Origin of the sequence: Thermodesulfobacterium sp. TA1 (assembly GCF_008630935.1) — a bacterium.
In the GTDB taxonomy this organism is placed as follows: domain Bacteria; phylum Desulfobacterota; class Thermodesulfobacteria; order Thermodesulfobacteriales; family Thermodesulfobacteriaceae; genus Thermodesulfobacterium.
The window spans coordinates 1,464,973-1,488,138 of the sequence record NZ_CP043908.1 but is presented as its reverse complement, the minus strand read 5'-3'; the positions used below and the strand labels follow the sequence as shown (position 1 = coordinate 1,488,138).

The window sequence follows — 23,166 nt, the reverse complement described above, 5'->3', positions numbered from 1 at the left end:
TTTTTTGCTTTAAAAATTAGGAAGTTTAAAAGGTTAAAACTATATAGATTTTTAGACTTTGTACCTTTAAGTCCAAAGGTTGGCCCTTTAAGGACAAAGCTTAAGAAGGGGTTTAAGTAAAGAACCTAAGGTTATACTTTCTGAAAAGAAATTCCTGAAAGGTTTTTATCGTTTTGAAAACTTGTTTTAATTGATTTCGTTCATTTTTAGAAAGTTCTTGAGGGTTTAAGTAGTTGTCAGGAGGTTGGCCTTTTTTAATCTTTTGGGCTTGATTCAAGAATTGAAGAGACAGGATAAACCTGTATCCTTCTTTTAATTCAGAAGCAAAGTCTAAGGAAAGCACTCCCTCTTTTTTTAAAGCCTCTATTCGGTCAAAGGTGTTTGTTTGCCAAATGTTATATTCTAAGGCTAAAGTTCTTACTCCTTGAACTATAGGGAAAATGCCTGCTTTTTTAAGGTCTAATTTACCTTTATTAGGTCCCTCTTTCTCAGTAATAAATCTTCCTAAAAAGTTAAGGGGTGGTTCAAACCTTATAGCCTCTGCTGCAAGACAAATAATAAGCCTTTTGTTTTGGTTTATTTTCTCGGTTATCCATTCTTTAAGCTCTTTTTCTATCTCTTCATCTCCATAAACCATACGAAAATCTAAAAAAATACAAAGATTAAGCAGAGCTTCTTTTTGGGAGCAATCAAGCCAGTTAGAAAGCCTGTTTTTCCAGGTTTTCAAGTCCCCTCGCCAAAGTGGATTAGAGACCATAACCCCACCAGGGCAAGGAGGAAAGCCTACCTTTAAAAGATTGTCTATAAAGGTTGAAGAGAAACGTTCAAAAAACCGGTCAACTTCTTCTTTTTTCTCTTCAGATAAATCCTTATATATTAAGGTGTTATCTTGGTCGGTTTTAAGACTTTGTTCTTTTCTTCCTTCACTTCCAAGGACAAAAACCCCAAAATTAGAAGGGGGTTTTCCTTCTAAATCTTTTAAGGTAATCTCTATAGTTTTCTTGATAAACAAATCGTTTATTTCTGCAAGATATTTTCCTAAGTATTCTGGATTAAAACCTTCTGCAATTTGGTTTAACACACCTTCTTTAACTAAGGTATAAAGCCTTGCTAATTCCTCAAGGTCGTGGGATAACTCAACTTGATAAAGGAGGGAAACCAAGTTTTTACTTTGAAAACTTATAATATCTGTATCTTCAAGTATTCCTTGGAGGATCCCTTTTTCAAAAACAGCAACCTTTCTAACTCGGTTTTCTGCCATAAGAAGAAGGGCTTCAAAAAGTAGGTTTTCTGTAGTAAGGCTTATAAGGGGAAAGGTAGCTATTTCCTTAGCTTTTATCTCTGAAGGGTTTTTCTGGGGATAAACTACCTTTTGTAGAAAGTCTTTTTCAGTGATAATCCCTAACCCTTCTTTGCCTTGAACCACTACAAAACTATAATCTTTTTCTACCATAAGTTTTACTACTTTGTCTAAACGGTCTTCTTCGTGAACGATAAGAGGAGTTTTTAAGGGAAGGTTCTTTAAAGGTTGGTCAAAAAGAGAATTCTTAAACATTTCAAATAATCTTTAAAGGTAGTTTTTTAAGTTTTTTATTTTGGTAAGAATAAACTAATTTTAAAAAAAGCAAAGCGGTCATGTAGGAGTCTTCAAGGGCTGAGTGAAAATAAGTCTTGGGAAGGTTGTATGCTTCTAATAGTTCGATAAGCTTGGGAATCCTGTCTAAGCTTTTTTGAGGATAAAGGTCTAAAACATCCAACCCGTAAAAAGAAACTTTAAGGTTTAGTTCTTTTTGAAAATGTTTCTTTAACATTTCTATATCAAACTCTAAAAAATAGCCTACCAAAACAGAACCTTTTATAAATTCTAAAAGTTTAAGGAGAGCTTCTTTTTTTTCAAGTCCTTGTTTGAGTTTATCAGGGGTAATCCCATGTATCTTAATAGATTCTTCAGCCTTAATTAAGTCGGTTTTTAAATAGAGATGTAGCCTCTCAGAAAAGGAAAGGGTAAGATCACGGATTTTATAAGCACCAACCGAGAGGACTTCATCCTTTTTTAGATCAAGCCCTGTAGTTTCCGTGTCTATTACCACAAAGGTGGTATCTTTAACCTTTTGGTTAAGGTCTACCTCCCAACTCAAAGTTTTTTTTTGGCTGAAAAGTCGTTGATAGGTAGCTTTTAAAGTTGTTTGTAACACCTGCCACACCTTTGGTTCCTTTGTTAACTGAGATAACTTAACCGGTATTTCTCAAAAAGCATCTTTTGTAAGTTTTCTATAAACTTAAAAACCTCTTTTAAAAGATTTAGGTCCCCTTTTTCCAGGGCTGCTGGGTCTAAATAGTCATGAATTTCTTGATGCTTTTTAAAGTTTTCTACTTGAGTTTTAAACCTCAAGGTAGTAAGGAATCGGTATGCTTCTTTTAAGTCTTTAGCTGTTTCAGACTTAATACTTCCCGTAGCTTCTAACTGAGAGATTCTTTTAAAAGTGTTTACATTTTTAATCCCTTGTTCTAAGCTGAGAACCCTTACTACACACACCAAGGGTAAAACTCCTGATTTAAATAGATTTATTTTACCTTTAAAAGGTCCGGTTTTTTCTACTAAAAATTCTTTAAAAAAGCCCAAAGGAGGTCTTAGTTTTACCGCGTCTAAGGCTAAGTAGGGTAAGATCCTGTCGCTTTTTTGTATTTTTTGTAAAATCTGTTGGTGAAAAAGGTTTTCTTCCTCAGTCGATAGGTTTAGAAGACGAAGGTCAAAAAAGTTGGCTTTTTTACCTATATCTTTTAGGTCTGGGTATACTATCCATCTGAAATATGTTTCTTTCCATTCTTCTAAGGTTTTTAACCAATAGGGTTGGGTTAAATATTGCTCTTCTATCTCGATCCCTAAAAATTTCAGATTTTTAGCTAATAAAAGGCCTATTTCAAAAAGGTCATCCTTAGGATGATTTTTTATTAGAAAAATCTTTAGCGTGGTTCTAAAACTTGCCTCTCGTCTTCCGTGAGCTCCTATGACCATAATCTTGGGTTTTTCAGGATATTTTATTTGTTCAAGGGTAAGGTCAATCCCCCTTTTAATAATTCCATCTCTTATCTCGGCAAGGTACCTTCCTATCAATTCAGGGTCTTTTTCTTTTATCGCAAAGTCTATGGCAGAATAAAAGCTGTGATAATAAAGCTTTTTCAGGTCTTCTAAAGAGTTGGTTCTTTCTATTTCTTTGGTAATAGTAATTAGGTTTTTACTACCAAGAGAGATGATGTCTGTATCTTCTAAAATACCTATAGGAAGGCCTTCGTCAACGACTACTATTTTTCTTATTCGATGTTGTGCCATAATAAGCATGGCTTTTGACAAAGGAGCTTCTTTTTCTAAACAAACCAATGGATGTGAGGCTATATCCTTAGCTTTGGTTTCTTTTTTATCTAATCCTTGGTAAAGAATTTTTTTTAGAAGGTCTCTCTCAGTAATAATTCCATATCCTTTTTCTAATTTTACCAAACAAGCAGTAACGTTTTTCTCAACCAATTCTTTAATTACTTTTTCTACTGAATCTTGCCCGTCTATGATTATAGGAGGTTTTATGGTTAGTTTAGCAAGGGGAACAGAACTAAAGGCTCCCCATTGGTCTTTTTTTTGCTCTAAAGCTTCAGCAAGTTTTTGAGCAAGCTTTTGGGTATAAAAGGTCTGTACTACTGGGTATTTCTGAAAGAGATCTAAAAAATCTTCTTTTTTAAAAAGAAAAACCACGGTGTCTTCTACTGCACGGGCTGAATGGTCAAGACGTTGGCCAGTTATCAGAGGAAGATACCCAAAGGTTTCTCCTTCTTGCAGTTGGTCTATGATATTCCCCTCTTTTTCTAAAACTACATATCCCTTTCTTACTAAAAAGAGATGTTCAGCTGGTTCGTTTCCTCTATAGATGATCTCGTTTTTGGGGTAGACCTTTACTTTTAGTTTTTCTACCAATTCAGTTAAGATAGAAGGGGGAAGCCCCCTAAAAGGGGGCACTTCTCTTAAAAATCTTTCTGCATCAAGCATCTTATTCTATCCCAACACCAAGGTAGGTTCTAACCTTTTCTTCTTCAAATTTCTCTTGAGCTTCTTTCTCTGGAGTTAAAAGAGAAACCAAGATAGCTATGATAAAACTTGCCGGCATAGAGATAAGGGCAGGGTTTTTCCAAGGAAAGATAGGGGCAGGGTTTTTAAAAATATTTACCCAAACGGTAGGGCTAAGTATGATAAGCACCACCGAAAGAGTAACCCCGGTTAAAATTCCAGCCACCACACCGGCAGTAGAAATCCTTTTCCAAAAGATAGAAAGCAAAAGAGAAGGAAAATTGGCGCTTGCAGCTATAGCAAAGGCAAGACCAACCATAAAGGCGACGTTTTGGCCTTTAAACACTATTCCAAGAAAGATAGCAAGAAATCCCAAGATAAGAGTAGCAAATTTAGCTACCCTTACCTGTTCTTCTTCAGTAGCCCTGCCTTTTTTGATCACGTTGGTGTAAAGGTCATGGGAAAGCGCTCCAGCGCCTGCAAGGGTAAGACCTGCAACCACCGCAAGTATAGTAGCAAAAGCCACTGCAGCAATAAATCCTAAAAACACCGTTCCTCCTAAAGCTTCAGCCAAAAGAGGAGCTGCCATATTTCCGCCTTTTTCTATGGTTTTAATCAGGTCTTCTCCTACTATGGCTGCTGCACCAAACCCTATGATAAACGTAAGGATATAAAAGTATCCGATAAAACCTGTGGCATAAAATACAGATTTTCTGGCTTCTTTGGCGTCAGGAACGGTGTAAAACCTCATGAGTATGTGAGGAAGTCCTGCAGTTCCAAACATGAGTGCTATTCCAAGAGAAAGAGCATCCCAAGGGTTGGCTACAAGCCCACCAGGGAGAAGTCTTTTTTCTCCGTATTTTTGAGCAATATAACCAAAAAATTCATTAAAGTTAAACCCAAACTTAGCCATGGCTAAGATGGCAAGCAAAGTAGCCCCGCTAAGCAAAAGACAAGCCTTGATAATCTGAACCCAAGTAGTAGCAATCATTCCCCCAAAAAGCACATAGATTAGCATGATACATCCTACCAATATGACCGCAATCTCATAAGGCAATCCAAACAAAAGTTTAACAAGAGAACCTGCTCCTACCATCTGGGCTATAAGATAAAGAAGAACCGTAGCTAAAGCTCCAAAAGAAGCAGCAATCCTTATGGGTTTTTGTTTAAGCCTATAGGCTACCACATCGGCAAAGGTATACTTACCAAGGTTACGCAACTGTTCTGCTATAAGAAACATCACTATAGGCCAACCTACCAAAAATCCAATAGAATAGATCAACCCATCATATCCTTTTAAGGCTACCAATCCAGCAATTCCCAAGAAAGAAGCAGCACTCATGTAGTCTCCTGCTAAGGCAAGACCGTTTTGAAACCCTGTAATACTTCTTCCTGCTGCATAGTATTCAGAAGTGGTTTTAGTTCTTTTGGCTGCCCAATAGGTAATATAAAGGGTAATTAAGGTAAATAAAAAGAAAAACAGAATAGAAACCGCGTTTGGTTGTCCCAAGGTTGTTTGCATTTCCATCTTATCCCTCCTTTTTAACTTTCTTTAATCTCTTTTTTAACGTCTTCCACCAGCTTATCATATACATTGTTAGCCCAAAAAGTGTAAACCCCTGTTAATAACCAAGAAATAATGATAACTAAAATTCCTATAGGGATACCTAAAGGGATTACATCGGTTACTTTTATGGCTAAAACCTCTTTTTTAAATGCTAAGAAATAAATAAAACCGTAGTAAACCGCTAATTGAATAAGGGTTAGCCAAAAAGCTACCTGGTTCTTTTTGGAAACCAGGTGCTGAAATTTTGGTGAATTTAGCAAATCCTTCATTTTACCTCCCCCCTCTTTATGATTTATATTTTAAGATGCAAGTATTGTGCCTATCTATAAAACATAGTATTTATAAAACATAGAAAGAAAAAAGTTTAAAACTTTATAAAACATATTGGGGAGAAATTCCTCAATTATATTTTTAAACCTAAACAAGCAAAAAGATATTTTCGCAAGTGATCTATACCTTGTTTTTCCTTACAAGAAGTAAGAAAGAACGGGGTTTCTTGAGAGAGTTTGAAGGTTTTTTGATAAAGAGAGGTTTGAAGTTCTATTTCTTTAGGAGATAGGGTATCTATTTTATTTAAAACGACGCAATATGGTTTTTTAAGGTAGTTGACAAATTTTATCAAAGCAATGTCTGCTTCATCAGGTTTACGTTTTATGTCAAAAATAAGGATAAGGCACCTAAAATCTCTTATAGCTTTAAGATAACCTTCGATCAAACGTTGCCAATGTTTTTGAACTTCAGGAGGAACCTTAGCAAACCCATATCCTGGTAGGTCTACTAAGTAAAACCTAAAATCAACCCTAAAGAAATTTAAGGCTTTGGTAAACCCAGGGGTAGAGGATACTCTGGCTATTTTTTTACGGTTTAAGAAGGCATTAATCAAAGAAGATTTTCCTACGTTAGACCTACCTAAAAAGGCAATCTCAGGAAATTCTGGAGGAGGGAGGTCTTCTAATTTAAAAACACTTTTAATAAATTCTATGTTTTTAAACATGTTTAGGTTCGAAATTTTTAGAAGGGGCAGGGTTTAAGTAAGCCGGGTTCTGTTACCTGAGGAAAAAATCCTCAGGCGGTGATTATTTCTCTAAGGAAGAGGGTTACCCCTCTTCTCAAGCGGCCTACCTGAGCCTTAACGGGCGGGGCACCCATCGGCTCTGTTTGGCCTTGCTCCGGACGGGGGTTGCCGTGCCACCAGGTGTTACCACCCAGTGCGGTGGGCTCTTACCCCACCTTTTCACCCTTGCCCGCACCAGAAGGCATTTAACCTTCTGGCCGCTGGCGGTCTGTTTTCTGTGGCCCTTTCCAGGGATTACTCCCTCCGGGTGTTACCCGGCGTCCTCCCCTATGGAGCCCGGACTTTCCTCCCCAGAAGGTTTTATCCCTCTGGGGCAACCACCTCTTAAACCCTGCCCTTTTACAAAAAATAAGTTTTTTTTAAAATTTTTCAACCAAAACCGATTTTTCCTTTTACATAGCTGTTAAAAAAACTAACTTTCAAATTAAAATTAATAAATAAACAACTCAGACAAAGAGGTAAAAATGGACGAAAATTTGAACGATTTTTTGAGGTTTGATTTTATAGGCTGTGGGGCCCTTAATTGGGATATTTTTTTTGAGTTAGAAGACTTGCAAATTTTAAAAGAAAAAAACATACATGCTTCCCCAGGAGGAGAAATAGCTTTAGAAAGGAAAGATTTTATAGAGGTACTAAATTTTTTAGAGAAAAGAGGAAATTTTTTGTTTGAAGGAGGGGGAGGTTCGGCAGCTAACACCCTTTATGCTCTTAGCCTTTGGGGTTTTAAAGGAAGTTTTTTAGGGGCTGTAGGAAAAGACCCTTTTGGTAAAAAAGTTTTAGAGGAGTTCTCATCAGTTGGCCTTTCTTTAGAATATATTATAGAAAGAGGAACTACCAGTTTGGCTTTGATAGTTCTAAGCCCTGCTAAAGACAGATTTATTCTCGTAAGTCCAGGAGATGCAGAAAATTATCTACCTGTTTTAATTGAAAAAAATTTGCCTAAAGGAGATTATCATTTTTCTTCTTTTGCTAGTGCCCCGGGACGACATTTTCAGGTCCAACTTCTTACTCAGATAAACCGGATTTCTTTTGACCCAGGTAGGATATATGTTTCCCTTGGTTGGGACGACCTTTTATCTTGGTTAAAAGCTACTAAATATCTTTTTATTACTGAAGAAGAGTTAGGTCTGTTAAAAAAGGCTCCTGATTCCCTTTTAAACTTAGGGATAGAAAAGGTGTTTTTAAAACAGGGTAAAAATGGTGCTATGGTGTTCACTAAAGATAAAGTTTTTAAAAAGCCTAGTTTAAACGTTGACAAGGTGGTTGACAACACAGGGGCAGGAGATTATTTCAACGCTGGGGTGCTTGCTGGTATATCCTTAGGATTTAATGAAGATAAGGCTTTAGAACTTGGGATTTACGCAGCGGGTATGAGTTTGAGGGATTACGGTAGGAGAGGTTGTTTAGATAAAAGGGAGTTTCAAAATTATGTAAGTTTGTTAAAATTAACAGGAAAACTTTAATTTATAACAGGTGCTAAGTATGTTAGTTTCTGACCATAAGTTTTTAAAAGATTCAACTAAGAAATGGTTTAAAGATGCTCTTTACGGAGATTTTTACGTAGAAAGAGTAGAGACGTTAAAAATAGTCGTTGAACCAGACAGAATAGATGAAATCAACTGGGGGATAGAGGAAGGGTCAGCTCTTAGAAAAATCACTTCAGACTTTACCAATCAGGTTTACTTTTCCAATGGGATTTTAGAAGAAACCTTAAAAGACGAAGTTTTTAAAAAACAGGCAAGCCATAAAGAGGAAGATATATCAAAGATTTTAAAGACCAGACTTGAGTACTTAGAAGCATTAAAAAAGAGGGTTTGGTTTACTAAAGAAATAAAACATTACCGTTTAATTTTTAGTGAGGTGAAAAAAGATGTCTGGGTGATGACTTCAGAGGGAAGTTTTTTTTCTGATAGAAGGGAATATACCAAATTAGGGGTCATCGTAGTAGCAGAAAAGGACGGAAGGCTTGAAAGGGGATATGAAGTAGCAGGAAAAAGCCTTATTTTTGAAAAGGCTAAAGACTTAGAAGAATTTTTACTCCTTCCTGAGCGGGCTTCAAGGTTAGCTATCACCATGCTTTCAGCAAGAAAGGTCCCTGCTGGGATTATGCCTGTAGTTTTAGCAGGGGAGGCAGGGGGCACGATGATCCACGAAGCGGTAGGCCATGGTCTTGAGGCAGACCATGCAGAGGAAGGTCTTTCTGTCTATGCGGGTAAGTTAGGGGAAAAGGTAGCAAGCCCTTTGATTACCGTGATAGATGACCCTACGATACATGGTCTTTATGGATCTTATAATGTTGATGACGAAGGGGTTTTAGCGCAGCAGGTAGTGTTGATAGAAAAAGGAATTTTAAAAAGCTATCTTTATGATAGATTAACTGCCTTGAAACACCAAAAAGCCCCTAATGGGCACGGAAGAAGACAAGATTATCGTTCTGTTCCTATACCCAGGATGGCAAACACTTATATAGCTAAAGGGTTTAATAACCCAGACGAAATTCTTAAAAGTATAGAGAAAGGACTTTTGGTTAAGAAAATGGGAGGAGGGGAGGTAAACCCATTAACCGGAGATTTTGTTTTTGAGGTAAGAGAAGGTTATTATATAGATAAAGGAGAAATAGCCTATCCGGTAAAAGGGGCTACTTTGGTGGGTAATGGCCCTAAAGTTTTAGAAATTATAGACATGGTAGGAGATGACCTGCATTTTGAACCTGGTGTTTGTGGAAAAGACGGCCAAGGGGTTCCTGTTTCAGACGGTCAACCAACTTTAAGGGTCCCTGAGTTAACCGTAGGAGGTATCATAGAGGAGTAAAAGTAGTAACCAGAGAGGTGAGATCTTATGTGTGGACTTTTTGGAATTTTTGGGGTAGAAGAAGCGGCTAATTATACCTATTTTGGGCTTTACTCACTTCAGCATCGAGGCCAAGAAAGCGCGGGTATGGCTGTTTATGACGGAGAAACCATTAGAGAGTGGAAAGCTTTGGGGTTGGTTAGTGAAGTTTTTAACGAGCAGATTTTACAAAAACTTAAGGGTAGGATAGCCATCGGACATGTTAGGTATTCCACCACCGGGTCAAGTGTGGTGCAAAACGCCCAGCCTTTTTGTGTAAACTTTGCCAAAAAAAAGATAGCTATAGCCCATAACGGAAACTTAGTAAATGCCTATCAGATTAGATGTGGTTTAGAAGAAGAAGGACACATCTTTCAGACTACGATGGACAGTGAAGTGATTGTCCATCTTATAGTAAGAAACCTTAAAAAAGGTTTGATTGAAGCTATCTCAGAGACGATGAAAAAGATAAAAGGGGCTTATTCTGTTTTATTGCTTTATGAAGATACCTTAGTTGCCTTTAGGGATCCATGGGGGTTTAGACCTCTTGCGTTGGGAATGCTCAACGGAGGGTATGTCGTAGCCTCTGAAACCTGTGCTTTTGACCTCATAGGGGCTCAATACCTAAGAGAGGTAGCTCCAGGGGAGATTTTGGTGATAACCCAAGAAGGACCTCAGTCTTATTTTCCTTTTAAAAAGGAAAAATTTCCTAAAAGTCATTGTGTATTTGAATTCATCTATTTTGCCAGGCCTGATAGTTATATCTTTGGTAAAATGGTTTATCCTGTGAGAAAGCAATTAGGTAAAAACCTTTATAAAGAATGTCCTTTAGAAGCGGATTTTGTGATGCCCTTTCCTGATTCAGGAACTTATGCAGCGATCGGATATTCTCAGGCAAGTGGAGTCCCGCTTGAGTTTGGGATGATAAGAAATCATTACATAGGAAGGACTTTTATCCAACCTTCTCAAAGACTTAGAGACCTTTCGGTAAGGATGAAGTTAAATCCAGTAAGAGAGCTTATTAAAAATAAAGAGGTCGTCGTAATAGACGACTCTTTAGTGAGAGGAACTACCAGTAAAAACCGGTTTAGAGGAATAAAAGAACTTGGACCTAAAAAAGTGCATTTTTTGCTTTCTTGTCCTCCGATAAGGTTTCCTTGCTTTTTTGGAATAGACTTTCCCTCGAGGTCAGAGCTTATCGCTGCTAAACATAGTGTAGAAGAGATAAGAAAGTTTTTAGACATCGATACACTTTACTATTTAAGTATAGAAGGATTGGTTGACGCCTTAGGTGATTTAAGAAACAAACTTTGCTTAGCCTGTTTTACCGGTGAATATCCGGTAGAGGTTGATTTTAATTTTAAAAAGGACATCGCTGAGGGCTAAAGATGAAAAATTTTAAAGATTTACAAGGTTTTTTAGAGATACTTGAAAGGGAAAAAGAACTGATCAAGGTTAAAGAAGAAATATCTACTGAACTGGAGATTACAGAGATCACCGATAGAGTGTGCAAGGCTTTTGGCCCAGCTCTTTTTTTTGAAAAGGTAAAAGGTCATAAAATCCCAGTAGTTACTAATCTGATGGGGAGTTATAAAAGAGTATGCTTAGCTTTAAGGGTAAAGGACCTTGATGAACTTGGAAGGGAAGTGGCTGAGTTTATAGAAGTGGCTAAACCAGGTTCTCTTTTAGATAAGTTAAAACTTGTGCCGAAGCTTTTCAGGGCTTCTAATCTTTTTCCTAAAAAGGTAGAAAAAGCACCTTGTCAGGAAATCGTATGGGAAGGCGACAAAGTAGACCTTTATAAACTTCCGGTGCTTAAATGTTGGCCTAAAGACGGCGGTCCTTTTATTACCCTTCCTTGTGTGATTACAAAAGATCCTGAAACCGGCACCTACAATGTAGGTATGTATAGAATGCAGGTTTTTAGTAAAAATGAAACAGGGATGCATTGGCAGATACATAAAACAGGTGCCAAACATCATCAGAAGGCAGAAAAAAGAGGAGAAAGATTACCGGTAGCAGTAGCCATAGGTCCTGACCCTGCAGTAATCTATGCCGCTACGGCTCCTTTACCTGAAGATATAGACGAATTCTTGTTGGCAGGTTTTTTAAGAAGGTCTCCTGTAGAGTTGGTTAGATGCCTTACTGTGCCTCTTGAAGTACCTGCAGAAAGTCAAATAGTCCTTGAAGGTTATGTAGAGCCTTATGAACGAAGGCTTGAAGGACCTTTTGGGGACCATACAGGTTATTATACCCCTCAAGATTATTATCCAGTTTTTAAGGTTACTTGTATTACCTTTAGAAAGGATGCTATTTATCCTGCTACTATCGTAGGAAAACCTCCTCAAGAAGATTGTTTTCTTGGAAAGGCAACAGAAAGATTGTTTTTACCTTTGCTAAAAAAAATACTCCCAGAGATAGTAGATATTAACCTTCCTTGGGAGGGAGTTTTTCATAATTTAGCCTTTGTTTCCATAGATAAAAGATATCCAGGACATGCCTTTAAGGTGGCTTCAGCTCTGTGGGGGCTTGGGCAGATGATGTTTACTAAAATTATCGTAGTGGTTGATAAAGAGGTAAACGTTCAAGATGTAAGCGAGGTTTTGTTTTATATGTCAGGAAATGTAGACCCAGAAAGGGATATAATGATAGTAAAGGGACCGGTTGATGCCTTAGACCATGCAAGTCCCTATCCAGCCTATGGGTCAAAGATGTGTATAGATGCCACCAGAAAATGGAAAGAAGAAGGTTATTTAAGGGAATGGCCTGAAGAAGCGGCGATGGTTCCAGAGGTTAAGTCTAAGGTAGAAAAGGTGTGGAAAAAAATCGAGGAACAGATAAGGAGGTTAAAATAGGATGGTGGTTGCCATCATAAGTGACACCCACGATAACCTTCCACATACCGAAAAAGCCATCAAGATAGCTTGCGAAAAAGGTTGTGAAATATTGTTTCATTGTGGAGATTTGATTTCACCTTTTATGATACCTCTTCTTGCCTCTTTTCAAAAAGATGTTCATTTTATCGTCGGAAATAACCGGGGAGATATAGCCCTTATGTGTGAGCATCTTAAAAAATATCCTTGGGTGCGTTTTCATGGAGAACATGCCTTTTTAGAGGTAGGTGGTTTTAAAATAGCTATGGTTCACTATCCTAAGATGGCTTATTCTTTGGCTAAAAGTCAAGATTTTGATTACGTTTTTTGTGGTCATACCCATAAGTTTGAAGTTCAAGAAATAGGAAAAACCTTGCTTATTAATCCAGGTGAGATTTTAGGCAAAGAGGGTCCACCTACGATGGTAATTCTTGGTTTAATTACCAGATCTTGGGAAAAAATAGAACTTGGTTAGGAGGGTAACCATGAGATTAAGCCGATATTTTTTACCAACCCTAAGGGAGGACCCTTCTGAGGCTGAAACTGTAAGTCATAAACTTCTTTTAAGGGCAGGGATGATAAGAAAGGTGGCTTCAGGGATTTATAACTTTTTGCCATTAGGGTTTAAAGCTTTAAAAAAGATAGAAAATATAGTTCGGACAGAGATGGATAGAGCAGGGGCTTTAGAAATCCTTATGCCTTTGGTTCAGCCTGCTGAGCTCTGGCAAGAAACAGGTCGGTGGGATCTATATGGTAAAGAACTTTTAAGAATAAAAGACAGAAAAGACCATGATTTTTGTCTTGGACCTACCCATGAAGAGGTGGTAACCGACATCGTAAGAAGGGACGTTAAATCTTATAAAGACTTACCTTTAATCCTTTATCAGATTGCCGTTAAGTTTAGAGACGAGATACGTCCCAGGTTTGGTATTATGAGGGCAAGAGAGTTTATCATGAAAGATGCCTATAGTTTTGATGCTAACGAGGAAGGTTTAGAAAAAAGCTATCAAAAGATGTATGATACCTATCATAGGATTTTTGAAAGTTGTGGGCTTAGGTTTAAGGCGGTTGAGGCCCATACTGGAGCTATAGGAGGGGATGTCTCTCATGAGTTTATGGTGCTTGCAGAAACAGGGGAAGACACCATAGCCTTTTGTGAGGCCTGCGGTTATGCTTCCAACATAGAATTAACCCCTGCCGAAACCTCAGAGACCTATCCTTATGAGTCTTCTAAACCTTTAGAAAAGGTATATACACCTGGAGTAAGGTCGGCTAAGGAAGTAGCAGATTTCTTAGGCTTGCCTGTGGCAAAGATTACCAAAACTTTGATTTACATCGTAGAAGAAAAAGAGGCTGTGGCTGTTTGTATAAGAGGAGACCATGAGGTAAACGAAGTAAAACTTGAAAAGCTTTTAGGTGGAAAACCTTTCAGGATGGCAAGAGACGAAGAGATAAGAAAGATAGCAGGGGCAAACCCTGGCTTTATAGGACCTAAGGGATTAAGGATAAAGGTGATCGCAGATAAAAGCCTGGTAGGATATCCTAACTTTGTGATAGGAGCAAACGAAGACGAGTATCATTACATAAACGCAAACTTGGGTGATACTTTTCAACCAGATATCATAGCAGACATAAGAAAGGCAACCGAGGGGGATCTTTGTCCACGGTGTAAAAAAACTTTAAATTTTTTAAAGGGTATAGAGGTGGGTCATATATTTAAGCTTGGCACCAAGTATAGCCTTCCCATGAAGGCGATGTTTCTTGACAGAGACGGTCAGATGAAACCATTTATCATGGGATGTTATGGAATAGGGGTTAGTAGAGTGCTTGCTGCCACCATAGAACAGAACCATGACGAAAAAGGCATTATCTTCCCTTGGCAGATAGCCCCTTTTCAGATAGGTATTATATCTCTAAAGGAAAGTTTTAAAGAAAACGCTGAGAAATTATATCAGGTGTTAAGCCAAAAATGGGATGTTTTGCTTGACGACCGAGATGAACGCCCAGGGGTAAAATTTAATGACTTAGACTTAATAGGGGTGCCTCTTCAACTTATTTTAGGGAAAACCTTTGAAGAAAGGGGAGAGGTAGAAGTTAAACAAAGAAAAACAGGAGAAAGGGTATACCTTAAGCCGGAGGGGATAGAAAGTTATGTTCAGGATTTACTGAAAAAAGGAGCTTAAGTAATGCAAAAAGTAATAAAGGCTATGGGGCTTGTTTTTGGAGACATAGGAACAAGCCCTATCTATACCTTACCGGTTATTTTCCTTTTTTTGCCTCCTACTAAAGAGAATGTCTTTGGGGTTTTATCTTTAATTTTTTGGACTTTAATCATTATTCCTACGGTTCAATATACTGTTTTAGCCATGAGCCTTAGTTTACGCGGAGAAGGAGGCACCTTAATCCTTTCAGAAATTTTGCGTTCCCTTTTAAAAAGTCGTAAAAGGTTGTTAGGGGTGGTTACTTTTTTGTCTTTTATAGGGATTTCCCTACTTATGGGCGATGGAGTGATTACTCCTGCGATAAGTATAATGAGCGCAGTAGAGGGAATATCTTATATTCCAGGGTTAAGGCCTTTAGAACAGATGGAGGTAGTCCTTCTTAGTGTTTTGATTGCTTTCGGATTATTTTATTTTCAAAAGAGAGGTACAGAGAAGGTTTCAGGTTCTTTTGGGCCTATCATGAGCCTTTGGTTTTTAAGCCTTTTTACCTTAGGTTTCCTACAGATTTTATCCAGACCCGAAGTCATCTTAGCACTAAATCCCCTTTATGCTATAGAGTTTTTTCAGCAAAATGGTTGGAAGTCTTATTTGATTTTGGGAGAGGTTATTCTTTGTGCTACCGGTAGTGAAGCCATGTATGCTGATATGGGCCATCTTGGGGCAAGGCCTATCAAAAGAGCTTGGTATTTAGTTTTAACCGCTTTGGTGGTCAATTACTTTGGGCAAGGAGCTTTTTTGTTAAACCATCCTGAGGCAAAAAGCATCCTTTTTGAGATGTGTTTAAATACCTTTGCTCCAAGTTATGTGCCTTTTCTGATTTTAGCTTTGATGGCAACCGTGATAGCTTCACAAGCTATGATAAGCGGTATGTTTAGCGTAGTGTATCAAGCGATGTTTGCAAGATATTTGCCTATTATGAAAGTAAAGTATACCTCTCCGGAGCTTCATTCTCAAATTTATATAGGATCGATCAACTGGTTACTTTTTTTAGCTGTAATTTTTATTATGTTTGAGTTTAAAAGTTCTTCCAGTTTAGCTGCAGCTTATGGTCTTGCTGTTACTGGAGATATGACTATCACCGGCCTTTTCCTTATTACTATTTTTTATCTTAAAAAACGATATGCATATCTATCTTTTGCAATATTGACTACTTTTACTACTTTTTTATACTTTATTTCTACTCTTTTTAAGCTTCCTTATGGAGGTTATTGGGCTTTAGTGCTTGCTGGTATACCTTTTACCATAATTATCCTTTATACACAAGGACAGAAAAAACTTTACCACAGTCTTACCTTCTTAAGTCGCGAAGAATTCGTTAAACAGTTTAGTAAATTTTATAAGGAAAACCCTAAAATTTCAGGTAAAGCCCTTTATTTTATCCGTGATCCTTATTCTTTTCCACCTTATGTGATTGAAAACATCTTTGTCCACGGCATAGTTTATGAAGAAAACATTTTTGTTTCTCTTATAAGGAAAAACGAACCTTATGGGATTACTACCAGTTTTTTAGAGGAGATCTGTCCTGGAGCCAAACTTTTTGAAATCGCCTACGGTTACATGGAAATCCTTAAGGTTGAAGACATCTTAAGGGAACAAGGCATAGATGAAAGAGTAATTTTTTATGGACTTGAGGATATTGAAACCCAACATCCTATTTGGAAAATTTACTCCTTTATCAAGCAGATAAGCCCTCATTTTGTTAAGTTTCTAAACCTGCCTCCAGCTAAGCTTCACGGAGTGTTGACCAGGATCGAGCTTTAAGGTAACACTTGGATATTTCTAAAAGTTCTTAAGATGTTTGGATGATGTAAGGGGGTCCTCATTTTTTTCTTATGACAAACTTCACATCTAAAGTTAGCACCTATTGGAAGAATGTTTTTTTGATATTGTAAAGGTTGGAGGTTATCTCTACTAATACCATAGGGGTTAAAAGCAGGATAAATAGTATGAGGAGATCCATGACAAGTAAGGCAAGGAAGTTTTTGAGTATTTTCTTTTCTTACCCGGAAAAGGTCTGAAACTCCCTCAGTCCAATAATTATAAGCCTTAGCTTCTTTAATTGGTTTTTTAAAACCTTTATGACAGGTTAAACAATCTGGCTGTTGTATCCAAGGTTTTCTTGGTTTTATCTTTTCCTTAGGAATATTAGGATTTAGATTAGCAAGCAAAAACTTAGCGGTTCTGCTGCTCTTTTCTCCAAGAAGAAGGGCTGTAGCATGAAAGTCTATGTTTCCGTGACAATCTATGCATTCAAGACCTAATTTTTTATGAATGTCACGGTAGCATTTAGTATTAGCTTGGGGATGGTCTGGATGACATAGATAACAGGCTTTTTCATCTTTATAGGGCATATAATTGGCATGCCACCCATGCATAGATGTAGAAAAATTCTTGTGCCCTTTAATCCCTTTACTTCCTACGATAAAATCAGGATGACATTTCTGGCAGAAAACAGGTTTGCCCTGAAGGGCAGATTGATAAAAATTGGTTTGATGGTTTTTATCATGGGCTTTAAGGATGTTGATAGCCGTTTGGTCAGAGATTCCTGCTATGTCATTCCATCTTAGCCCACCGTCATGACATACATAACAACGAAATTCAGTGGCTACAGGAGAAACTACTTTAGTCCGTTGTAAAACCTTTCCTGAAGATTGGTCTATAAGTTCTATTACAAAAATAGGATAAGGATTGTAGGTGCCATCGTTTTTATAAGGTAAAACAGGTAATCCTTTGGCTATAAAAACCTTTCTTTTATCGTCCCAATCAAAGGTACCATTAAGCCCCTTACCGGTTAAGCCTAAATTTTTAGCAATGGTTTGGTTAAATAACGGTTGAGCGTAATCCCATAAAAGAACGTGCTTAGAGGGGGTTTCAAAACCAGGTTCAACCCTATAAACCAATTTAATCCCTTGGTTTACTACCTCGGGTTTAAGTCCTCTTTTAATAACCACTGCTTCTAAAGTGCTTCCCGGAGGTAGAAAGCTAAACCACCGGTCTGCATCAGTTACACATTTCATCCCAAGAGGACTAAAAACAAAAAGGGCATATTCGTCTTTTTCAGGGTTAAAGGCTAAAGGTTGTTCCTTGAGCTCTTTGATAGCAGGTTTAGGTTCTGGAGTTTGTGCTGCTTTGCCTAATAGACCCTCGGCAATAAACGCTGCCAGAGCCTCCCTTTCTTTTTCTGTCCCTACAAATTTAGGCATATAACCCAAGACTTTTCCTTGCCCGTATAGTTGAGAAATAATCCCAAAATAGGTTAGGCCTTCAGCTTTTTTTACGATATCATTTCTTAATCCTTTTACGGTGTGACAAGATAAACATTGAAAATTAAAAATTTCTTTTCCTGCTAAAAGTTTGTTTTCTTCTGTAATTTCTTTAACCGAAGCCCATCTGGTATACTTTAAAAAACCCTTTTCATTAACCTTTGTTTCGTCTTCAACCTTTAACCCAAAGGAATATAGATAATCGTAAATAACATAAGGTCTTCTGGCATATTCTCTTAGGTGTTCAAAGCCTCCTATCCAAAGTAAACCTATAAAAAGGAGTAAAAAGCCTAACATACGCTGTAAAATAAGACCTACTCTTGCTAAAAGAAGCAAGGACAGTAGATAGAGTAAGACAGAAGAAAGATAAAGGACTTTTTTTGCCAGCAAAACCTGTCTGTTAAACTCAAAATTAACTACCTTAGAAACCTCTGGGACCGTTGAAAAATACCAAATACTTGAAAGAACTAAAATCGGTAAAGCTACATAGAGCCATTTTATGTTATATTTCAAAAGAACTTGTCTTTTATCTTTAGGAGCAAAAAACAAGGTGCTTAAGATTCCAAAAAGCCCTGCCATCATAAGGGTTATCCCAGTGCGGAAAAACAGGCTTGGGAAGCTTGAAGGGTTAAAAAATCCATGCCATGGATTTTTAGTTTCAACCCATTGTCCTGGGGTTAACATAAAACAAATAATACCGTTTATGATAAAAAGGCTCATCCAGGCAGAAAAAGCATAAACTAAAGCTACCCTAAGACGGTCTTTATCAGACAACTTTTCAAACTTGTAGTGATAAACCAAAAGGGCTATTATTTCTACAAAGAAAAACACCCACTCCATCGCCCAGAAAAATACAAACTGGTTGATAAGGATAGAAGTTGCTTCAGGACTTGCAATCCCTATGATAAACCAAATACCTACACCTGAGACGCCTCCTAAGACCATCGTTAACAAAACAAAGAACCAGGTGTGTTTACGAACAAACTCACGTAAACTTTGGTCCTTTGTTAGCACAGAAAGTCTGTCAGTATACCAGAGATAAATCCCACCCCCTACTGCAAAGTGAGAAATAAATACATGAATTACTGCGATGATACCTACCCAAAGCCCAGGGTTAATAAAGTAGCTCTCCCAAACAGGGTAGTTCATCTTTCCTTTACCTCAGGCTTAGAAAAAGCGAGTTTTATAAGATAATAAACCATAAGAACTCCTAACCCTAAAACCATTAAAAATACCAAAAAAATATCGGTTTGAGAGGAAACAGGTAAACTTTCAGTTTGGTATTGTGTACCCAGTTGTAAGGTTCTAAGATGATACCTGTTTATTACCATAAAAATAAGGGTTAATCCTAAAAAAGTTAGGGTAAGTTTTAAGTTTGCTTTTTTGCTAAAGTATAAAGAAAAAACAGCTAAGACTAAGCTAAAGTAGAAAAATCCAGCAACCTTAGGGACTTTACCTAAAAAAGAATTTCTTATGTCAGCCGGAAGGGTTAATAAAAAGGCTAAACCTATTCCTAATTGAAATAGGGTTGTATAGAAAAATAGATTTAAACCTTTTGAAAAGGAGGCTTTATCGTTTTTTAAAAAACCTAAAATCCCAAGACTAAGCCCACTTATGGCTAAAGAAGCTATCAAGAAATGAAGGTACTTAAAATATAAATAAGGAATGTCTAAGGGAAGATAAGTACCTTTTTTGTTGGTAAAATATATATTCCATGTCTGTGGATTTTCCATCAAAGTAAGGTTATTTGCCAGAACAAAAGCAACATAAAGAAGGACAAGAAATTGGATAAGAATAAAGCGCTTAAAAGGTCTTTGAGAGGAAATTTTTTTAGAAATAAGATAGGAAAGATAATAAACCAAAATCACCAAAGGAATGATAAGCATCCAATGCACAGCAATTAAAATCGAACTACTGTAAAAAAGAGGACCGTAAACTACTTGCAGAAAAAGTAAAGCAGGAATGGCCATGTTGATGGCTAAAGCAAAAAAGATAGGACTTTTCTTAAGAAAGAAAACCGCAGTTTCAGGTAAAAACTCCTTTCTAAATTGTTGATAAGCAAAAAGCAAGGTCCATCCTAATATAAGGTTTATAAGCACAATGTGGATAAGGAAAAAAGTTTGCTCTAACAAGATAAGGATTTGGGGATAAAAAGGAAGTTTTTCTGGATAAAAAATGAAAGGTCCCATATAAAAAATTTTATGAAAAATTGAAATAAAAGTCAAGAAGAATAATAAAGAGTTTGAGGTGATATTTTCTCTTGACTAATTTTAAAAATTTATTAAAAGTAAAAAATATAGATTAATTTGACTAAATTAAGGGAGGGTAAAAGATGTGTAAGTTTAAAAAAATTTTGGTTGCCCTTGATGGGTCTGATGCGAGTAAACACGCCTTTGAAGAGGCTTTGAAATTTGCTAAAGAGTATGGTGCAGAAATTATGGCTGTAAGTGTTATCCCTCCTTATAAAGGATTGGTTAGTTCTCTTTCTATCTTTGGACATATTAAAGAGAACATTAAAAACACTTATGTTAAGGCTTTAGAGGAGGCTAAGAGTTGGGCTGAAGAAGTACAGGTTGATCTTAAAACTTTTTTGGAGGAAGGAAAACCCTGTGAAAAAGTTATAGAGATAGCGGTAAAAAATGATTGTGATTTAATAGTTACTGGCCGTAGAGGAACTACCAGTTTTGAAAAAATCTTGATTGGTAGTACTGCAGCTAAGATAATCAATGACAGCCCGATAGATGTCCTTATCATTCCTAGAAAGACTGTTATGAAAATCAAAAAAATATTAGCAGCCACAGACGGATCGGTTCCAGGCAATAATGCGGTTAAAAGGGCAGGAAAAATTGCCAAAGCCTATGGTGCTACCTTAAATATCGCTTCGGTTATTCAGTTTCCGCCTGAAGCTATTATTGGAGAGGAAGAACTTTTTGACATTTTGAAACAAGAACTTGAAAAACAGTTAAATCCAATTGTAACAGAACTTAAAGAGTTAGGCGTAGATCCCCAAATTTTTATAGAAAAAGGAGAGCCTCATGCCGTTATGGTAAACGTTATCAAAAACATAGATGCTTCCTTACTTGTAATAGGTGCTGATGAAGAAACAGGAAAAAAGCTTATTGGAAGTGCTGCTCAAAAAATTATTGCTAACTCGCCGGTACCTATTTTAATAATTAAGAAAAACGGATAGTAGGGTCTAAATTTTCAAAAGAGGTATATTGAGAAAAGTAGGCAAGTTTTACTACCCCCATAGGACCATTACGCTGTTTACCGATGATGATTTCAGCTATTCCTTTTTCCGGGCTTTCTTTGTTATAAAACTCATCTCTATAAATGAAGAGAATAACGTCTGCGTCTTGTTCTATAGCTCCTGATTCTCTTAAATCAGCCAGCTGAGGTCTTTTATCTGGACGTTCTTCTACCTTACGGTTTAACTGAGAGAGGGCTACCACAGGCACGTTGAGTTCTTTAGCCAGAGCTTTAAGCCCGGCAGAAATTTCTGATATCTCTTGTTCTCTTCTTTCCTTTCTTTCAAGCCCTTTCATCAACTGAAGATAGTCTATTACGATTAAACCTAAAGAAGTTTCTTTTAACAGCTTTTTAGCTTTAGCCTTAACTTCTAAAATGTTAATCCCAGGGGTTTCGTCTATGTAAATAGGAAGCTGGCTTAAGGTTGAGGCAGCTTGGGCTATTTTTTGCCATTCTTGAGGTTCAAGTTGTCCGGTTCTGAACTTCTGAAAATTTACCTTAGCTTCGGCACAAAGCATTCTTGCACAAAGCTGTTGTTTACTCATTTCTAAAGAGAAAATAGCCGCCCCAATGTTAGCTAATTTAGTTGCTTTCCTTACTATATCTAAGGCTAAGGCGGTCTTTCCCATACCAGGGCGGGCGGCTATGATGATAAGGTCTCCTTTTTGAAGCCCTGCGGTCATCCGATCTAATTCATAAAAACCTGTGGGAATACCGGTTATAAGGTCGCCTTTTTGGTAGATGCTTTCTAAATATTTGATGGTATCTTTTACTACCTCTTTTAAAGAGGAAAAGCCCTCTTTTTTTCCGTAGTGAGAAAGCTCAAAAAAGGCTTTTTCTGCATAGCTTAGAAGCTCTTGAGAATCTTCCGCCGAATAATAAGCCCTATAAATGAGGTCTTGGGAGATGTTAATGATTTCTCTTAGAAGACTTTTTTCTTTTACTATTTTGGCATAGTAAAGGATATGGGCAGAGGTAGGAAGAAGACTAACTAACTCAGCTAAGTATACGGCCCCCCCTATTTTTTCTAAATCTCCTCTTTTCTCAAGTTCGTTATGAACGGTTACGATGTCTATAGGTTCGTCCCTTTCAAAAAGGGAAAGGAAGACACTGTAAATCAGTCTATGAGGTAAGGCGTAAAAATCCTCTGGTTTGATTAAATCAAGAACTTTTACTATAGAAGGAGGGTCTATAAAAATACTAGCTAAAAGATGTTTTTCCGCTTGAAGGTCTTGAGGGGGTAAGAGCTCAGGAGGTAGCCCCTCCCCAAGCTCTTGCTTAGACTTTATTCTTTTTTTAGTTGGCATTTACAATGTTTACTTTTCTTCTAATACTTCTAACTTTATGTTTACTACTTTATCAGAAGAAAACTTAATAGGTATTTCGTAGGTGCCTAATTTTTTAATAGGCTCTTCTAACTCGATAAACTTTTTGTCTATTTCAATTCCCTTTTCTTTTAAAGCACTTACTATGTCAGCTGCCGTAACCGAACCAAAAATCCTATCTTCTTCTATTTTGCGTCTGTAAATCGTCAACTCAATTCCTTCAAGCTTTTCAGCTAAAGATAAAAGTTTTTTACGTTCTCTTTCTGCTTTAGCTAAAATGAGCTGTCTTTCTTTTTCCAAGGCTTTTATGTTTTTTTGGTTGGCAGGGATGGCAAAACCTTTAGGTATTAAATAGTTCCTAGCATATCCGTCTTTTACTTTTACAATATCACCTGCTTTTCCCAGTTTGGGAACATCTGTTCTTAATATTACTTCCATCGGTTATCCCCCTATCTAATTATTCTATCTCTACTTCAGCTACAAAAGGTAAAAGAGCCATTATCCTTGCCCTTTTTATAGCGTTAGTAAGTTGTCTCTGATGATAAGCACAAGTTCCCGTTTGTCTTCTATGAACTATCATGCCTTTTTCGTTTAAAAAATGCTTGAGAAGTTCAGCGTTTTTATAGTCTATCTTAATGTTTGGATCAGCACAAAACCTACAAAACTTTTTTTTGGCAAAGGCTTTCTTTTTTATGATGGTGTTCTCCAT

Annotated in this window: 19 protein-coding genes and 1 other RNA gene; 8 read left to right on the top strand and 12 right to left on the bottom strand. The window is 37.1% G+C overall.

Annotated elements, in window-relative coordinates; all coding sequences use genetic code 11:
- Nucleotides 1-112: 112 nt before the first annotated feature.
- The 7 genes from F1847_RS07540 to rnpB all read right to left on the bottom strand — a co-directional run bounded on the left by F1847_RS07540 (nucleotide 113) and on the right by rnpB (nucleotide 7,029).
- Nucleotides 113-1,555, bottom strand: a complete 1,443-nt coding sequence (locus F1847_RS07540) for a putative nucleotidyltransferase substrate binding domain-containing protein (protein WP_150072449.1) — start codon at nucleotides 1,553-1,555, stop codon at nucleotides 113-115.
- 1 nt (nucleotide 1,556) lies between these two features.
- Nucleotides 1,557-2,204 carry an exonuclease domain-containing protein gene (locus F1847_RS07535; protein WP_168194294.1) on the bottom strand — a complete coding sequence of 216 codons (648 nt, stop codon included), beginning with the start codon at nucleotides 2,202-2,204 and terminating at the stop codon, nucleotides 1,557-1,559.
- Nucleotides 2,205-2,218: 14 nt separating this feature from the next.
- Nucleotides 2,219-4,036, bottom strand: a complete 1,818-nt coding sequence (locus F1847_RS07530; protein ID WP_150072447.1) for a putative nucleotidyltransferase substrate binding domain-containing protein — start codon at nucleotides 4,034-4,036, stop codon at nucleotides 2,219-2,221.
- Between the two features lies 1 nt (nucleotide 4,037).
- Complete coding sequence (actP, locus tag F1847_RS07525) at nucleotides 4,038-5,576, bottom strand: cation/acetate symporter ActP (RefSeq protein ID WP_150072783.1); 1,539 nt, start codon at nucleotides 5,574-5,576, stop codon at nucleotides 4,038-4,040.
- A 20-nt stretch (nucleotides 5,577-5,596) separates the two neighbouring features.
- A complete protein-coding gene (locus tag F1847_RS07520) occupies nucleotides 5,597-5,890 on the bottom strand; it encodes a DUF485 domain-containing protein (protein WP_150072446.1) in 294 nt (97 codons plus the stop codon).
- 134 nt (nucleotides 5,891-6,024) lie between these two features.
- Nucleotides 6,025-6,615, bottom strand: a complete 591-nt coding sequence (gene yihA / locus F1847_RS07515; RefSeq protein ID WP_150072445.1) for a ribosome biogenesis GTP-binding protein YihA/YsxC — start codon at nucleotides 6,613-6,615, stop codon at nucleotides 6,025-6,027.
- A 24-nt stretch (nucleotides 6,616-6,639) separates the two neighbouring features.
- An RNA gene (gene rnpB, locus F1847_RS07510) (RNase P RNA component class A) lies at nucleotides 6,640-7,029 on the bottom strand.
- A gap of 131 nt (nucleotides 7,030-7,160) precedes the next feature.
- Here rnpB and F1847_RS07505 point away from each other — a divergent pair.
- Genes F1847_RS07505 through F1847_RS07475 form a run of 7 tightly spaced genes read left to right on the top strand, consistent with a single transcriptional unit; the run spans nucleotide 7,161 to nucleotide 16,381 of the window.
- Complete coding sequence (locus tag F1847_RS07505; RefSeq protein ID WP_150072444.1) at nucleotides 7,161-8,159, top strand: carbohydrate kinase family protein; 999 nt, start codon at nucleotides 7,161-7,163, stop codon at nucleotides 8,157-8,159.
- A gap of 19 nt (nucleotides 8,160-8,178) precedes the next feature.
- The gene (locus tag F1847_RS07500; protein ID WP_150072443.1) at nucleotides 8,179-9,507 is read left to right on the top strand and encodes a TldD/PmbA family protein; all 1,329 of its coding nucleotides are present in this window, start codon (nucleotides 8,179-8,181) and stop codon (nucleotides 9,505-9,507) included.
- Nucleotides 9,508-9,534: 27 nt separating this feature from the next.
- The gene (gene purF / locus F1847_RS07495) at nucleotides 9,535-10,911 is read left to right on the top strand and encodes an amidophosphoribosyltransferase (RefSeq protein WP_150072442.1); all 1,377 of its coding nucleotides are present in this window, start codon (nucleotides 9,535-9,537) and stop codon (nucleotides 10,909-10,911) included.
- 2 nt (nucleotides 10,912-10,913) lie between these two features.
- Complete coding sequence (locus F1847_RS07490) at nucleotides 10,914-12,380, top strand: menaquinone biosynthesis decarboxylase (protein ID WP_150072441.1); 1,467 nt, start codon at nucleotides 10,914-10,916, stop codon at nucleotides 12,378-12,380.
- A gap of 1 nt (nucleotide 12,381) precedes the next feature.
- Nucleotides 12,382-12,873, top strand: a complete 492-nt coding sequence (locus F1847_RS07485) for a metallophosphoesterase (RefSeq protein ID WP_150072440.1) — start codon at nucleotides 12,382-12,384, stop codon at nucleotides 12,871-12,873.
- Between the two features lie 10 nt (nucleotides 12,874-12,883).
- Entirely contained in the window at nucleotides 12,884-14,581 is a 1,698-nt protein-coding gene (locus F1847_RS07480) for a proline--tRNA ligase (protein WP_150072439.1), read from the top strand.
- Between the two features lie 3 nt (nucleotides 14,582-14,584).
- Nucleotides 14,585-16,381: a KUP/HAK/KT family potassium transporter gene (locus F1847_RS07475; protein ID WP_150072438.1), complete on the top strand. Its 1,797-nt coding sequence runs from the start codon at nucleotides 14,585-14,587 to the stop codon at nucleotides 16,379-16,381.
- Here F1847_RS07475 and F1847_RS07470 read toward each other — a convergent pair.
- Both F1847_RS07470 and F1847_RS07465 read right to left on the bottom strand, forming a co-directional pair.
- Nucleotides 16,378-19,032 carry a cytochrome ubiquinol oxidase subunit I gene (locus F1847_RS07470; RefSeq protein WP_150072437.1) on the bottom strand — a complete coding sequence of 885 codons (2,655 nt, stop codon included), beginning with the start codon at nucleotides 19,030-19,032 and terminating at the stop codon, nucleotides 16,378-16,380. The two genes, F1847_RS07475 and F1847_RS07470, sit on opposite strands and share 4 nt — an antisense overlap.
- Nucleotides 19,029-20,072, bottom strand: a complete 1,044-nt coding sequence (locus tag F1847_RS07465; RefSeq protein WP_150072436.1) for a hypothetical protein — start codon at nucleotides 20,070-20,072, stop codon at nucleotides 19,029-19,031. Before F1847_RS07465 ends, F1847_RS07470 begins: the two co-directional genes overlap by 4 nt.
- Nucleotides 20,073-20,215: 143 nt before the next feature.
- Here F1847_RS07465 and F1847_RS07460 point away from each other — a divergent pair, with 143 nt between their 5' ends.
- Complete coding sequence (locus F1847_RS07460) at nucleotides 20,216-21,073, top strand: universal stress protein (protein ID WP_150072435.1); 858 nt, start codon at nucleotides 20,216-20,218, stop codon at nucleotides 21,071-21,073.
- On the opposite strand, the gene dnaB is transcribed toward F1847_RS07460, so the two are convergent.
- Genes dnaB through rpsR form a run of 3 tightly spaced genes read right to left on the bottom strand, consistent with a single transcriptional unit; the run spans nucleotide 21,057 to nucleotide 23,166 of the window.
- Complete coding sequence (gene dnaB, locus F1847_RS07455) at nucleotides 21,057-22,439, bottom strand: replicative DNA helicase (protein WP_150072434.1); 1,383 nt, start codon at nucleotides 22,437-22,439, stop codon at nucleotides 21,057-21,059. The two genes, F1847_RS07460 and dnaB, sit on opposite strands and share 17 nt — an antisense overlap.
- 9 nt (nucleotides 22,440-22,448) lie before the next feature.
- The gene (rplI, locus tag F1847_RS07450; protein ID WP_150072433.1) at nucleotides 22,449-22,895 is read right to left on the bottom strand and encodes a 50S ribosomal protein L9; all 447 of its coding nucleotides are present in this window, start codon (nucleotides 22,893-22,895) and stop codon (nucleotides 22,449-22,451) included.
- 19 nt (nucleotides 22,896-22,914) lie between these two features.
- Nucleotides 22,915-23,166, bottom strand: coding sequence for a 30S ribosomal protein S18 (gene rpsR / locus F1847_RS07445; protein WP_150072432.1), 252 nt, complete (start codon nucleotides 23,164-23,166; stop codon nucleotides 22,915-22,917).

What these genes read in the sequence shown, in the direction of transcription:
- F1847_RS07540 (WP_150072449.1), bottom strand. Translation starts at nt 1,555, where the DNA reads ATGTTTAAGAATTCTCTTTTTGACCAACCTTTAAAGAACCTTCCCTTA.
- F1847_RS07530 (WP_150072447.1), bottom strand. Translation starts at nt 4,036, where the DNA reads ATGCTTGATGCAGAAAGATTTTTAAGAGAAGTGCCCCCTTTTAGGGGG.
- actP (WP_150072783.1), bottom strand. Translation starts at nt 5,576, where the DNA reads ATGCAAACAACCTTGGGACAACCAAACGCGGTTTCTATTCTGTTTTTC.
- F1847_RS07520 (WP_150072446.1), bottom strand. Translation starts at nt 5,890, where the DNA reads ATGAAGGATTTGCTAAATTCACCAAAATTTCAGCACCTGGTTTCCAAA.
- yihA (WP_150072445.1), bottom strand. Translation starts at nt 6,615, where the DNA reads ATGTTTAAAAACATAGAATTTATTAAAAGTGTTTTTAAATTAGAAGAC.
- F1847_RS07505 (WP_150072444.1), top strand. Translation starts at nt 7,161, where the DNA reads ATGGACGAAAATTTGAACGATTTTTTGAGGTTTGATTTTATAGGCTGT.
- F1847_RS07500 (WP_150072443.1), top strand. Translation starts at nt 8,179, where the DNA reads ATGTTAGTTTCTGACCATAAGTTTTTAAAAGATTCAACTAAGAAATGG.
- purF (WP_150072442.1), top strand. Translation starts at nt 9,535, where the DNA reads ATGTGTGGACTTTTTGGAATTTTTGGGGTAGAAGAAGCGGCTAATTAT.
- F1847_RS07490 (WP_150072441.1), top strand. Translation starts at nt 10,914, where the DNA reads ATGAAAAATTTTAAAGATTTACAAGGTTTTTTAGAGATACTTGAAAGG.
- F1847_RS07485 (WP_150072440.1), top strand. Translation starts at nt 12,382, where the DNA reads ATGGTGGTTGCCATCATAAGTGACACCCACGATAACCTTCCACATACC.
- F1847_RS07480 (WP_150072439.1), top strand. Translation starts at nt 12,884, where the DNA reads ATGAGATTAAGCCGATATTTTTTACCAACCCTAAGGGAGGACCCTTCT.
- F1847_RS07475 (WP_150072438.1), top strand. Translation starts at nt 14,585, where the DNA reads ATGCAAAAAGTAATAAAGGCTATGGGGCTTGTTTTTGGAGACATAGGA.
- F1847_RS07470 (WP_150072437.1), bottom strand. Translation starts at nt 19,032, where the DNA reads ATGAACTACCCTGTTTGGGAGAGCTACTTTATTAACCCTGGGCTTTGG.
- F1847_RS07465 (WP_150072436.1), bottom strand. Translation starts at nt 20,072, where the DNA reads ATGGGACCTTTCATTTTTTATCCAGAAAAACTTCCTTTTTATCCCCAA.
- F1847_RS07460 (WP_150072435.1), top strand. Translation starts at nt 20,216, where the DNA reads ATGTGTAAGTTTAAAAAAATTTTGGTTGCCCTTGATGGGTCTGATGCG.
- dnaB (WP_150072434.1), bottom strand. Translation starts at nt 22,439, where the DNA reads ATGCCAACTAAAAAAAGAATAAAGTCTAAGCAAGAGCTTGGGGAGGGG.
- rplI (WP_150072433.1), bottom strand. Translation starts at nt 22,895, where the DNA reads ATGGAAGTAATATTAAGAACAGATGTTCCCAAACTGGGAAAAGCAGGT.
- rpsR (WP_150072432.1), bottom strand. Translation starts at nt 23,166, where the DNA reads ATGGAGAACACCATCATAAAAAAGAAAGCCTTTGCCAAAAAAAAGTTT.